Consider the following 11,895-nt stretch of genomic DNA (forward strand, 5'->3'; position numbering starts at 1 on the left):
GGTGACTTCCGAGCACCCGAACCCGCCACACGGCGCGACCGAGCGTGACACCTGGGTCGCCCGCGCCGACGTTCTGCTCGATGCCGCGCTCCGTCACGCGACGCCCGGCGCGGGCCGCATCCACTTCCCGGGCGCCGAGGGCGGTTACGGCCACGCTGTCGATGGGCTCGAGGGCTTCGCGCGCACCTTCCTGCTCGCGGGATTCCGGATCGCGGGCGCACGAGGCGAGGGGGTAGACGAGCTCATCGCGCACTACTCGCGCGGAATCGTCTCGGGCGTCGACCCGAACGCACCCGACCGGTGGGTTCGGATGGAGGAGCACGCGCAGGCCAAGGTCGAGGCGGCATCCCTCGCCCTCGTCCTCGATCTGACCCGCCCCTGGATCTGGGATCGTCTCGACACCCTCACGCAGCAGCGCGTCGTCGACTACCTCGCTCCCGTCGTCGGCGACGACACCTATCCGCAGACCAACTGGGTCTGGTTCCGCATCGTCGTGCAGACCTTCCTGCGCTCGGTCGGCGGCCCCTGGTCGGCCGACGACATCGCCGCCGACCTCGTCCGTCACGACTCGTTCGTCCGCGAGGGCGGCTGGCTCTCCGACGGTGCCGAGCGCTCGTACGACCACTACGTGGGCTGGGCTCTGCACGTCTATCCGATCCTCTGGGCTCGCATGACGGGAGCCGCCGACCTCGCCGAGGGCCGGACGGACGCCGACGTCGCCCGACTCGACGCGTTCCTCCACGACGCCCTCGCGCTCGTCGGCGGCGACGGCTCGCCCCTCATCCAGGGCCGGAGCCTCATCTACCGCTTCGCCGCCGCCGCGCCGTTCTGGGCCGGCGCCATCGCGAACGTGCCCTCACACAGCCCCGGCCGCCTCCGTCACGCCGCCGACCGGATCGTGACGCACTTCGCCGAGCGCGGCGCCCCCGACGCCGACGGCCTGCTCACGATGGGCTGGCACGGCACCTGGCGCGGGCTCGCGCAGTCGTACTCCGGCCCCGGTTCTCCGTACTGGGCCGTCAAGGGCTTCCTCGGTCTGCTGCTGCCCGCCGACCACCCGGCCTGGACGGCCCCGGCGGAGCCGTTGCCGATCGAGGCGGGGGATGACCTGCGCGCGATCGCGTCGCCCGGCTGGATCGTGTCGGGCACGGTCGCCGACGGAATCGTCCGCATCATCAACCACGGCACCGACCACGCGTTCCCGGGCGACCGCACGACCGATTCACCGCTCTACGCGCGACTGGGCTACTCCACGGCCACCTCGCCGATCGTCGACGAGCGTGGCTGGCTCGAGCCGCTCGAGCAGTCCGTCGCACTCGTCGACGCGGACGGACGTGCGACGCACCGTACCGCCATGACCCTGCGCGACGTGCGCGTGCAGGATGACGCGGACGGGCGGGTCGGGATCGCGGCATCCCGCTGGGACGCGCACCTCGTCGACCCGGTCCCCAGCGCGCATCGTCACGGATCCGGGCTGATCGGACATGCCACGTCCGTGGGCACCGTCACGACCACCTCGATCGTCCGCGGATCGTCGGAGGTGCGCGTCATCGTCGTCGACGCACTCGCGCCCGGGCAGGATGCCGCATCGCTGCGACTCCGCCTCGGCGGCTGGCCGCTCTCGGGTGACGAGGTGGTCGGCGGTACCGACGACACCGGAGCGTGGGTGTCATCGCGGGGCCGCAGCAGCGGCGTCCGCGCCCTGGCCACCGGCGGCGTCGCGGGACTCGTGTCTCGTGCCCGTCATCGAGCACGCGGTGCGCGTCGGCGAGCCCGTCGTCGCCCTGCTCGATCTCGCCGGTGGCGAGCGCAGCGCACCGCACGCGGCCGTCGCCGTCGACGGCGCCTCGGTCACGGTCACCTGGCCCGACGGGGCCCGGACCGTGAGCCGTCTCATCGACTCCGAATCGCCTGCCCCGGCGCTTCGGCATCACGAGGTCCGACGTGGGACCTCGCACGCAATCGCAAAGGAGCAGCACGCATGAAGCGCAAATTCGCAGCCGCAGCAGGAATGGCGGTCGTCGCCACCCTGTCGCTCGCCGCCTGCGGCGGGGGATCCGAGCCCGCCCAGACCGCCGACGGCCCCGTCACCCTGACCCTGTCGGGGTGGAGCCTCGACACCACCCCCGAGTTCCAGGTGCTCGCCGACGCCTTCCACGAGAAGAACCCCGACGTCACGGTCGAGCTCAAGCAGTACGACGCGGCCGAGTACAACACGCTGGTCACCGCCGACCTCGCCGCGGGCGTCGGACCCGACATCATCACCCAGAAAGAGGTGAAGTTCGTCACGACGTTCCAGGAGGGCGGCCAGCTCATGGACGTCTCCGACGTCGAGCTGCCCGACGGCGTCGGCGGCGCCTCGTCGTACGAGGTCGACGGCACCGCCTACGGCGTGCCCTACCGCCAGGACCGCTGGGTGCTGTTCTACAACAAGGCGCTCTTCGACGCCGCGGGCCAGGAGTACCCCGACGGCTCGTGGACGTGGGAGGACTACGACGCGGCCGCCGAGGCGATCAACACCGCGGGAGTCGCGAAGGGCACCTACCAGCACCGCTGGCAGTCGACCGTGCAGGGCTTCGCCTCGGCACAGGAGGACACCGACGTGCTTTCGGGCGACTACGGCTACTTCGCCGACTACTACAACCGGGTGCTCGCGCTCCAGGGTGCCGGCGCGCAGGTCGACTTCAACACCTCGACGGCCAACCAGCTCACCTACCAGGGCGAGTTCGGCACGCAGAAGGCCGCCATGCTGCCGATGGGCACGTGGTACGTCGCGACCCTGATCTCGCAGCAGGCCTCCGGTGAGGCCAACGACTTCGAGTGGGGCATCGCCCCGATTCCGCAGCTCGACGCGTCGACGACCGGCATGGACAACACGCCCGTCACGTTCGGCGACCCGACCGGCTTCTCGATCAACGCCAACATCGACGGCGCCAAGGTGCAGGCGGCGAAGGACTTCCTCGCCTATGCCGCGAGCCTGGAGGCCGCCGAGGAGCTGTCGAAGATCGGCATCACCCCGGCCGCGTCGAACGACGCCGTCACCGAGGCGTACTTCGCCGTCGAGGGCGCTCCGACCGACGAGCTGTCGAAGTTCGCGTGGTCGACCGGCGACGTCCACCCCGAGAACCCGACGTCGAACAAGACGGCGGCGATCCAGAACATCCTCAACGACATGCACAGCGCGATCCTGTCGGGCTCGACCCCGGTCGAGCGTGCCATCACCGAGGCCGAGGACCGTGTCGCCAACGAGGTCGGTCTCGACTGATCCCGCGTGCCGTCGCTTCGCCGACGGCACCCCGCGGCCGGCGCGGCACCCCGCGCCGGCCGCATCCCCCGCCGTCCTCCCCAGGAGACACCATGACCACCACTGCCGCCTCACCGAAGGCGCGCCGCCCCGAGCCGGCGCAGCGCCGCAGGCGATCGAAGCTGACCCTGCGCAACACGCTGCTGGGGTGGAGCTTCATCCTGCCGAACTTCGTCGGTTTCGCCCTGCTGACCCTCGTGCCGGTCATCACCCTGTTCTACATGTCGCTGACGAACTGGAACATCTTCGGCACGGCGAACTGGGTGGGCCTCGCCAACTTCGAGCGGCTGCTCGGTGACGGCAGCTTCCGCATCTCGTTCGTCAACACTCTGTACTACGCCGCGCTGCACATCCCGCTGACGATCATCGCGTCGCTCGGTCTCGCGCTGCTGCTGAACAACAAGCTGCGCGGCGTCGCGTTCTTCCGCACCGCCGCGTTCTTCCCCTACATCACCTCGATCGTCGCGATCGCGGTCGTGTGGAACCTGCTCTTCAGCCCCGAGTACGGCCCGATCAACGAGATCCTCCGCGCCGTGGGCATCGCCAACCCGCCCGGCTGGCTCACCTCGTCGGAGTGGGCGATGCCCGCCGTCGTCATCGTCAGCACCTGGCGAGACATGGGCTACTACATGATCCTGTTCCTCGCGGGGCTCCAGACCGTGCCCCGCGAGCTCTACGAAGCCGCCCGCATGGACGGCGCGAACGCGTGGGAGCGCTTCGTGAACGTCACCCTGCCGTGCCTGCGGCCGACGATGTTCTTCGTCACCGTGATGCTCACGATCAACTCGTTCAAGATCTTCGACCTGATCCTCGTCATGACCGAGGGCGGGCCGGGTCAGTCGACGCTCGTGATCTCGCAGTTCATCTACCGCAAGGGGTTCGAGGAGAACCAGTTCGGCTACGCCTCCGCGGCCGCCGTGGCGCTCTTCTTCCTCTGCATCCTCGTGACCATCCTCCAGTTCATCTGGAACAAGCGGAGGAACGTCTGATGACGAATCTTCTCGTACCCCAGGACGACCGCCGGGCGCTGCGCAAGATCGCAGCCGACGGCCTGCCCGAGGGACACCGCCCCGACACCGTGTCGCCGCTGCGCCGCGTCGGACGCCTCGCCGGCTACGTCGCGCTCATCATCGCCGCGGCGGCACTGCTGCTGCCGTTCTTCTGGATGATCATGAGCTCGCTCAAGACGGCGAACGAGGTCTTCTCGGTGCCGATCCAGTGGATCCCCGAGGTGTTCGTCTGGCAGAACTACGTCGACATCTGGAACCAGTCGGGGATGCTGACCTGGATCCGCAACACGCTCGTGCTCGCGGTCGTCGTCACCTTCCTGCAGGTGCTGACCGGGTCGTTCGCGGCCTACGGCTTCGCCCGCATCCGCTTCCCCGGCCGCGACGTGCTGTTCCTCGCCTACATCGGCACGATCGCCGTGCCGTGGCAGTCGTACATGATCCCGCAGTTCATCCTGCTCTCCAACGTCAAGGTCTCGAACACGCTGTGGGCCATCATCCTCATCCAGGCGTTCGGCGCCTTCGGGGTGTTCCTCATGAAGCAGTTCTACGAGACCATCCCCGAGGAGCTCTCGGAGGCCGCGCGCCTCGACGGCCTGAGCGAGTACGGTATCTGGCGCCGCATCATGCTGCCCCTCTCGGTGCCCGCCCTCGCGAGCCTCACGCTGCTCACGTTCGTGAACACCTGGAACGACTACCTGGGGCCGCTCATCTACCTGCGCAACCCCGACCTGTGGACCATCCAGCTCGGACTCAAGAGCTTCGTGAGCAACCTCTACGACACCAACTACGCCCTGCTGTTCGCCGGACTCGTCATCTCGGTGGTGCCGATCGCGATCATCTTCCTCGTCGGGCAGAAGTACTTCGTCGAGGGCATCGCGACCAGCGGGATGAAGGGCTGAGGCCGTGAAGCGCATCTCGCACAACACCTACGCGACCGTCTTCGGCGTCGTCTACCTCGGGCTCATGACGAACCTGTTGCTGCTGGCATCGTGCCTGCCGCTCGTCGTGCTGCTGGTGATCACCGACCCCGCGCTGTCGTGGCCGATGCTCGCCGTCGTGGCACCGGTGTGCGCACCGGGCATCACGGCGGCGTTCGCGACCTTCCGCGCCCACGGCGAGGGTGAGAACCAGGTCGTCCGGACCTTCGTCCGCAGCTGGAAGCGCTCGTGGCGCAAGGCCATCGTGCTGGGCGGGATCGTCGTGGCGGCCCTCGTCGTCGTGCTGGTCGACGTCCGCTTCTTCGCACCGATGCAGGCGGGGGTCGCGGTCGTCCCCGTGCTCGGCGTGCTGACCGTGCTCCTGCTCGCATCGGGTCTCGTCGCGTTCGCTGCCCTCGCCGAAGAGCCCGACGCCTCGCTGCGCTCGATCGCCCGAGCGGCGGTGCTCCTGAGCGTGCGCCGGTGGTGGCTGAGCCTCGTCTCGCTCGCCGTCATCGCGCTGCAGGCGGGGCTGTTCGTCTCGATGCCGGCCATCGCGATCGGTCTCACCTCGGCGCCGGCGCTCTACCTCGCCTGGGCCAACGCCCGATACATCCTCCGTCCGGCGCTCGGTGATCCCGAGCCCCAGACCGTCTGAACCCCGAAGGAACCCCTCGACATGACATCCCTCCCCGGCACCGACCTCGGCGTACCCGCGGACGTGGCCCCCGCGCGCGACAGCGGCGCCCTCGAGGCGGCGATCGCCGACGCCCTGAGCACGCTCCGCCGCAACATCGAGACCTTCGGGCTGAGCTACCCCGACGACACGACGCACGATGACCGGTACCCGATCCGCCCCGCGGCGAACGGGTTCCCGGCCGGCGCCAACCGCGGCTGGACGACCAGCTTCTGGCCGGGGATGATGTGGATCGCGTGGGAGATCACCGGCGACGCCTTCTTCCGCGACGCCGGGCTGGCCCACGCCGCGGACTTCGCGCGACGGATCCGCGACGAGGACGACCTCGACACGCACGACCTGGGGTTCCTGTACAGCCTCGCCTCGGTCGCGCCCTACCGGCTGCTCGGCGACGAGGACGCGCGTGAGACGGCCCTGGCGGCCGCCGATCACCTCATGCGCCGCTTCCTCGAGCCCGCCGGCATCATCCAGGCATGGGGAGATCTCTCCGACCCCGCGCAGCGCGGACGCACGATCGTCGACAGCCTCATGAACATGCCGTTGCTCACCTGGGCGGGCGAGCAGACCGGGCAGGAGCGCTTCGCCGACGCGGTGCGGCGCCACACGACGCAGCTGCGCACGCACATCCTGCGCGACGACGACACGACCTTCCACACCTTCTACTGGGACCCCGAGACCGGTGAGCCCCTGCGGGGAGCGACCGAGCAGGGTGCATTCGACGACTCGTGCTGGGCGCGCGGTCAGGCGTGGGGAATCTACGGCTTCGCGATGAACCACCGCGCGACCGGCGACCCGGCGCTGCTCGACGCGTCGCGTCGCTGCGCCGAACGCTTCCTCTCGCACCTCCCGAGCGACCGCGTGCCCTTCTGGGACATGGTCTACACCGACGGCGCCGACGCTCCGCGCGACAGCTCGTCGGCCGCGATCGCGGTGTCGGGGCTGTTCGAACTCGCCGGCGTGCTCGACGAGGGGGCGGACGCCGATAGCGAGGCCGCCTCGCGCTATCGTGCGGCGGCTCACGAGATCCTCGCGTCGCTCATCGACAACTACACGCCCGAGAGCCCCGAAGCCGCCGACGCGGTGCTGCTGCACAGCGTCTACGACCTGCCGAAGTCCGTCGGCGTCGACGAGGGCACGCTGTGGGGCGACTACTTCTACCTCGAGGCTCTGGTTCGCGCGGCGCGCCCCGACTGGAAGCCGTACTGGTGAGGCTCGTCCGTTACCGCGCGGTCCGCGCGGCCGATGCCGAGGGGGCCGTCCGGTCGGGCGTCGTCGTGACGGTCGACGGCGTCGACCGCGTCGTCGACCTCGGACCCGCGGCGCTGACCGACCTGCTCGCGGCCGACCGCGACGCGCTCGACCGCGCCGCAGCGCGTGCGGATGTCGCCGACCTCGAGCTGTCGGCAGTGCGGCTCGAGGCGCCGGTGAGACCGGGCAAGATCCTGTGCCTCGGCTACAACTACCGCGGGCATGTGCCCGACGGCGTCGATCCGACCGCCGACGACCCCGCGTTCCCCGACGTCTTCGTGAAGACCCCCAACACCCTCGGCGGACCGGCCGACCCCGTCATGGTGCCCGCGGTCGCGGACGACGTCGACTACGAGGGCGAGATCGCCGTCGTCATCGGGCGGCGAGCCAAGGATGTCGATGAGGCGACGGCGCTCGCATACGTCGCCGGCTACACGATTCTCAACGACGTCTCCGACCGTTCGTGGCAGCGACGTCAGAGCCAGTGGGCGATGGGCAAGTGCTTCGACGGCTTCGCGCCGCTCGGGCCGTGGCTCGTCACGCCGGAGGAAGCGGGCGACCCCCAGGACATGCTCGTCGAGGTCATCCGCGACGGCGTCGTGACCGTCTCGCAGTCCACCGCCACCACGATCTTCTCGGTGGCGCGGGTCGTGTCGTATCTCAGCAGTGTCATGACCCTCGAACCCGGCGACGTCATCTCGACCGGCACGCCGCAGAAGCTGCCCGACGCGCAAGCTGCCCATCGTCCGCTGCGTCCCGGCGACGCCGTCACCGTGCGCATCGAGCGTCTCGGCGAACTGACCACGACCTTCATCGGAGGCCCCGCATGATCCTCGATTCCTTCCGCCTGGACGGGCGCGTCGCGCTCGTCACCGGTTCGACCCGCGGCCTCGGTCAGGGCGCCGCCGTCGCGCTCGCCGAGGCCGGCGCGGATGTCGCGCTGCTCGACCGCGGCGACGCGGCCGAGACGGCGGAGGCGATCACCGCGCTCGGTCGCCGCGCGCACCGCATCCGCCTCGATCTTGGTACCGCAACGCCGGAGCAGCTCGCCGAAGCGGTCGCCGAGACGGTCGCCGAACTCGGCGGCATCGACATCCTCGTCAACAACGCCGGAATCATCCGTCGTGCCCCGGCCGCCGACCACCCGGCCGCCGACTGGGACGACGTGCTCGCGGTCAACCTCGACGCCGTGTTCCATCTGTCGCAGGCCGCCGGGCGCCGCATGATCGCGCAGGGCTCGGGGCGCATCATCAACGTCGCCTCGATGCTGTCGTTCCAGGGTGGCATCCTCGTGCCCGGCTACGCGGCGTCGAAGCACGCGGTCGCCGGCCTCACCAAGGCGCTCGCGAACGAGTGGGCCGCGTCGGGGGTGACCGTCAACGCGGTCGCGCCCGGGTACATGGCGACCGACAACACCGCGCCGATCCGGGCCGACGCCGACCGCGAGGCATCGATCCTGGCCCGCATCCCCGCCGGCCGGTGGGGCACCCCCGGCGACCTGCAGGGTGCCTTCGTCTTCCTCGCCTCGGATGCCGCGGCCTACGTCACCGGCGCGATCGTGCCCGTCGACGGCGGCTGGCTCGTCCGCTGAGCCGGCCCCGGTCCTCCCCGTTCCATCACCGGCATCCCGCCGAACCGCCCCAGAAGGGAACCCCCATGCAGCAGCGTTACGCGACCAACCCCGCGCAGATCCCCGGCATGACCACCGCCGACCTGCGCGAGCAGTACCTCGTGCCCGAGGTGTTCGTGCCGGGTGAGATCACCGTCGTCTACACCCACCACGACCGCATCGTCCTCGGCGGCGCCGTGCCGGCCGGACGCGAGCTGGTGCTTCCGGGCTACCCCGAGATCCGCAGCGACTACTTCCTGGAGCACCGCGAGGTCGGCATCATCAACGTCGGTGGCACCGGCACGGTCACCGCCGACGGCGAGGTCTACACGCTCGTGACGGGCGCGTGCCTGTACCTCGGCCGCGGCATCCGCGACGTCGTCTTCGCCGACGCGGGAGCGTCGACCGACGGTGCGGGCGAGGGCGCGCAGTTCTACCTGTTCTCGGCACCGGCGCACACGGCCTACCCGGCGGCTCTGGTCTCGCCCGGCGAGGGCACGGTGCGCGAGCTCGGCGACCAGGCCACGAGCAACCGCCGCACGCTCAACCAGTACATCCACGAGAACGGCGTGCAGAGCTGCCAGATCGTCATGGGCGTGACGACGCTCCACGAGGGCTCGATGTGGAACACGATGCCCGCCCACACCCACGACCGTCGCACCGAGTGCTACCTGTACTTCGACGTGCCCGAGGACGCCCGCGTCATCCACCTGCTCGGTGAACGCGAGGAGACCCGTCACCTCGTCGTCGCCGACCGGCAGGCGATCATCTCGCCGAGCTGGTCGCTGCACTCCGGTGTGGGCACTGCGGCGTACTCGTTCATCTGGGCGATGGCGGGCGAGAACCAGGCGTTCGACGACATGGACGCCGCCCCCGTCACGACCCTGAAGTGAGCGGGGCCATGCGGGGGGAGCTGCGTGGGGCGCTGCTGACGGCGGGCGAGACCATGGCGATGGTCGCGCCCGCTGCGGCGGAGCGCCTCGAGCACGCCGAGGTGTTCCGCATCGACGCCGGGGGAGCGGAGTCGAACGTCGCCGCGCACGCGGCCGCGCTCGGTCAGCCCGCCGCGTGGTTCTCCCGCGTCGGCGACGATGCCCTCGGTCGACGGGTCCTGTCGCGGGTCGGTGCCCGCGGAGTCGACGTCTCGCGGGTCGTCATCGACGCCGATTACCCGACCGGCCTCTACCTGAAGGACCCCGGTCACGGCGTCACTTACTACCGGGCCGGGTCGGCGGCCGCGCAGCTCTCGGAAGCCGACGCCGACGCGCTTTCGTGGGACGGCGTCGCGGTGCTGCACGTCTCGGGGATCACGGCCGCGCTGGGCGGAACGGCCCCGGCGTTCCTGCGTCGGATCGTCGATCGGGCGCGCGCGGCGGGCGTGTCCGTGAGCGTCGACGTCAATCACCGGGCGCCGCTGTGGGCCGCGGCTGCGGCTGCCGACCCGCTGCTCGACCTGGCACGCCGCGCGGACATCGTCTTCGTCGGTCGCGACGAGGCCGAGACGCTGTGGGATGCCGCGACAGCGGACGCCGCCCGCGCCTTGCTGCCGGACGTCCCGCAGCTCGTCGTCAAGGACGGTGCCGTCGGTGCCACGCTGTTCACGCGCGACGGCGCGGTCTTCGAGCCTGCTCTCGTCGTCGACGTCGTCGAGCCCGTGGGGGCCGGCGACGCCTTCGCCGGGGGGTACCTCGCGGCGCTGCTCGCTGGCGCCCCGCCCTACGACCGGCTGCGGTCGGGGCACGAGCGTGCGGCGCTCACGATGGCCACGACGGGCGACTTCCCCGACCCCGCCCCGGCGCCCGATCAGAACGAACCACCCCTCGAGAGGACTGTCTCATGACCACCCTGCACACCGACGCGAACACGGCGCTCGACGACATCTTCGCCGGCGCCCCGCTCATGGCGATCCTGCGGGGGATGGGTCTCGAACGCTCCGTGCGTCTCGCGACCACCGCGTGGGACCTGGGTATCGACTCGGTCGAGGTGCCGTTGCAGACCGCGGAGGACGAACGCGCGCTGCGCGAGGTCGTGCGTCTCGGCGCTGAGCGCGGCAAGGCCGTCGGCGCCGGGACCGTCGTCACCGTCGACCAGGTCGCTCTCGCCGTCGACGCGGGCGCGGCCTACGTCGTCTCGCCGGGGCTCGATCCCGAGGTCGTGCGGGCGGCGCAGCGACACGGCATCCCGATCCTGCCCGGCGTCGCGACCCCGGGTGAGGTGCAGCGGGCGGTGGCACTCGGCCTCACGTGGCTCAAGGCGTTCCCCGCCCAGTGGCTCGGCGCGGACTGGTTCAAGCACATCCGCGGGCCGTTCCCGGGTGTGCGTTTCGTCGCGACCGGCGGGATGGATGCCGCGAACGCCGCGACTTTCCTCGACGCCGGCGTACGCGTGGTGGCCGTCGGCTCAGCGCTGGAAGACGAGTCGCAGCTGCCCCGCTTGGCTGAGCTCCTCGCCCGCTGACTCGCCCGAGCGTACGGCTTCGCCCCGAGCGCACGGCCTGCTCACGCTCGAAGGTCGTGCACTCGGCGCGCAGCCGTGCATGGGGGGTGACGATCAGGGCAGGACGATGACCTTGCCCGCGATGCCGCTCTCAGCGGCCTCGGCGTGCAGCGCGGGGAGCTCGGCGAGGGGGATGCGCCGCGTGACCTCGACGGTGAGCGCGCCCTCGTCGACGAGGCGGACCAGCTCGGCCAGGCGGTCGCTATCGCGGCGGACGAACACCGTCGCGGCGCGGACGCCGCGCGCCTCGTCGCTCGGCGTGGCCATGAACGCCGTCGTGCTGACGACCGCGCCGCCGTCGGCGACGGCCCCGACGTGGCACTGACGGGTGAGGGACGCGACGTGCTCGCCGCTGTGTTCCCCGGTCACATCGAGACCGTGCATCGGCTGCTGTTCGCGCCGCTGTCGGATGCGGACGCCGCCGACCTCGCGCGCATCCTCGGCAGCGTGACGACGCACCTGCGCTCGGCGCCGCCGCGTTCGGCATCCCGGCGTCGCCCGTCCTGACCGCGGTACGCGCCCGAGTGCACGGCTTCGCCGCGAGCGCACGGCCTGCTCACGCTCGAAGGTCGTGCAACCGGCGCTCAGCCGTGCATTGGGCGTGTGATGCGAGG

12 protein-coding genes are annotated in these 11,895 nt (G+C 70.8%); 11 read left to right on the forward strand and 1 reads right to left on the reverse strand.

Features of this window, described 5'->3' with window-relative positions; translation table 11 throughout:
• Window position 1 precedes the first annotated feature (1 nt).
• From O1W71_RS07275 to O1W71_RS07320, 10 genes are all read left to right on the forward strand, one after another.
• On the forward strand, window positions 2–3,265 hold the full coding sequence (locus O1W71_RS07275; protein WP_269267187.1) for an extracellular solute-binding protein: 3,264 nt from the start codon (window positions 2–4) through the stop codon (window positions 3,263–3,265).
• 92 nt (window positions 3,266–3,357) lie between these two features.
• A complete protein-coding gene (locus tag O1W71_RS07280) occupies window positions 3,358–4,293 on the forward strand; it encodes a carbohydrate ABC transporter permease (protein WP_269267188.1) in 936 nt (311 codons plus the stop codon).
• The gene (locus O1W71_RS07285) at window positions 4,293–5,213 is read left to right on the forward strand and encodes a carbohydrate ABC transporter permease (protein ID WP_269267189.1); all 921 of its coding nucleotides are present in this window, start codon (window positions 4,293–4,295) and stop codon (window positions 5,211–5,213) included. Before O1W71_RS07280 ends, O1W71_RS07285 begins: the two co-directional genes overlap by 1 nt.
• 4 nt (window positions 5,214–5,217) lie before the next feature.
• The gene (locus O1W71_RS07290; protein WP_269267190.1) at window positions 5,218–5,889 is read left to right on the forward strand and encodes a DUF624 domain-containing protein; all 672 of its coding nucleotides are present in this window, start codon (window positions 5,218–5,220) and stop codon (window positions 5,887–5,889) included.
• A 21-nt stretch (window positions 5,890–5,910) separates the two neighbouring features.
• Window positions 5,911–7,137, forward strand: coding sequence for a glycoside hydrolase family 88 protein (locus O1W71_RS07295; protein WP_269267191.1), 1,227 nt, complete (start codon window positions 5,911–5,913; stop codon window positions 7,135–7,137).
• On the forward strand, window positions 7,134–8,006 hold the full coding sequence (locus tag O1W71_RS07300) for a fumarylacetoacetate hydrolase family protein (protein WP_269267193.1): 873 nt from the start codon (window positions 7,134–7,136) through the stop codon (window positions 8,004–8,006). Before O1W71_RS07295 ends, O1W71_RS07300 begins: the two co-directional genes overlap by 4 nt.
• Window positions 8,003–8,767 carry a 2-dehydro-3-deoxy-D-gluconate 5-dehydrogenase KduD gene (gene kduD / locus O1W71_RS07305; protein ID WP_269267195.1) on the forward strand — a complete coding sequence of 255 codons (765 nt, stop codon included), beginning with the start codon at window positions 8,003–8,005 and terminating at the stop codon, window positions 8,765–8,767. Before O1W71_RS07300 ends, kduD begins: the two co-directional genes overlap by 4 nt.
• Window positions 8,768–8,832: 65 nt before the next feature.
• On the forward strand, window positions 8,833–9,678 hold the full coding sequence (kduI, locus tag O1W71_RS07310; protein ID WP_269267197.1) for a 5-dehydro-4-deoxy-D-glucuronate isomerase: 846 nt from the start codon (window positions 8,833–8,835) through the stop codon (window positions 9,676–9,678).
• Between the two features lie 8 nt (window positions 9,679–9,686).
• A complete protein-coding gene (locus tag O1W71_RS07315) occupies window positions 9,687–10,625 on the forward strand; it encodes a sugar kinase (protein ID WP_269267199.1) in 939 nt (312 codons plus the stop codon).
• Window positions 10,622–11,242, forward strand: a complete 621-nt coding sequence (locus tag O1W71_RS07320; RefSeq protein WP_269267200.1) for a bifunctional 4-hydroxy-2-oxoglutarate aldolase/2-dehydro-3-deoxy-phosphogluconate aldolase — start codon at window positions 10,622–10,624, stop codon at window positions 11,240–11,242. The genes O1W71_RS07315 and O1W71_RS07320 overlap by 4 nt, the downstream gene beginning before the upstream one ends.
• A 93-nt stretch (window positions 11,243–11,335) precedes the next feature.
• On the opposite strand, the gene O1W71_RS07325 is transcribed toward O1W71_RS07320, so the two are convergent.
• Window positions 11,336–11,650 (reverse strand): zinc-binding dehydrogenase, encoded by a 315-nt coding sequence (locus O1W71_RS07325; RefSeq protein WP_269267202.1) that lies wholly within the window; start codon window positions 11,648–11,650, stop codon window positions 11,336–11,338.
• A gap of 9 nt (window positions 11,651–11,659) precedes the next feature.
• Here O1W71_RS07325 and O1W71_RS07330 point away from each other — a divergent pair, with 9 nt between their 5' ends.
• Entirely contained in the window at window positions 11,660–11,788 is a 129-nt protein-coding gene (locus O1W71_RS07330) for a hypothetical protein (protein WP_269267203.1), read from the forward strand.
• Window positions 11,789–11,895: the final 107 nt, after the last annotated feature.

The sequence above is a fragment of the Microbacterium sp. H37-C3 genome (genome assembly GCF_027157935.1).
GTDB lineage: Bacteria > Actinomycetota > Actinomycetes > Actinomycetales > Microbacteriaceae > Microbacterium > Microbacterium plantarum.

What these genes read in the sequence shown, in the direction of transcription:
- O1W71_RS07280 (WP_269267188.1), top strand. Translation starts at nt 3,358, where the DNA reads ATGACCACCACTGCCGCCTCACCGAAGGCGCGCCGCCCCGAGCCGGCG.
- O1W71_RS07285 (WP_269267189.1), top strand. Translation starts at nt 4,293, where the DNA reads ATGACGAATCTTCTCGTACCCCAGGACGACCGCCGGGCGCTGCGCAAG.
- O1W71_RS07295 (WP_269267191.1), top strand. Translation starts at nt 5,911, where the DNA reads ATGACATCCCTCCCCGGCACCGACCTCGGCGTACCCGCGGACGTGGCC.
- kduD (WP_269267195.1), top strand. Translation starts at nt 8,003, where the DNA reads ATGATCCTCGATTCCTTCCGCCTGGACGGGCGCGTCGCGCTCGTCACC.
- kduI (WP_269267197.1), top strand. Translation starts at nt 8,833, where the DNA reads ATGCAGCAGCGTTACGCGACCAACCCCGCGCAGATCCCCGGCATGACC.
- O1W71_RS07315 (WP_269267199.1), top strand. Translation starts at nt 9,687, where the DNA reads ATGCGGGGGGAGCTGCGTGGGGCGCTGCTGACGGCGGGCGAGACCATG.
- O1W71_RS07320 (WP_269267200.1), top strand. Translation starts at nt 10,622, where the DNA reads ATGACCACCCTGCACACCGACGCGAACACGGCGCTCGACGACATCTTC.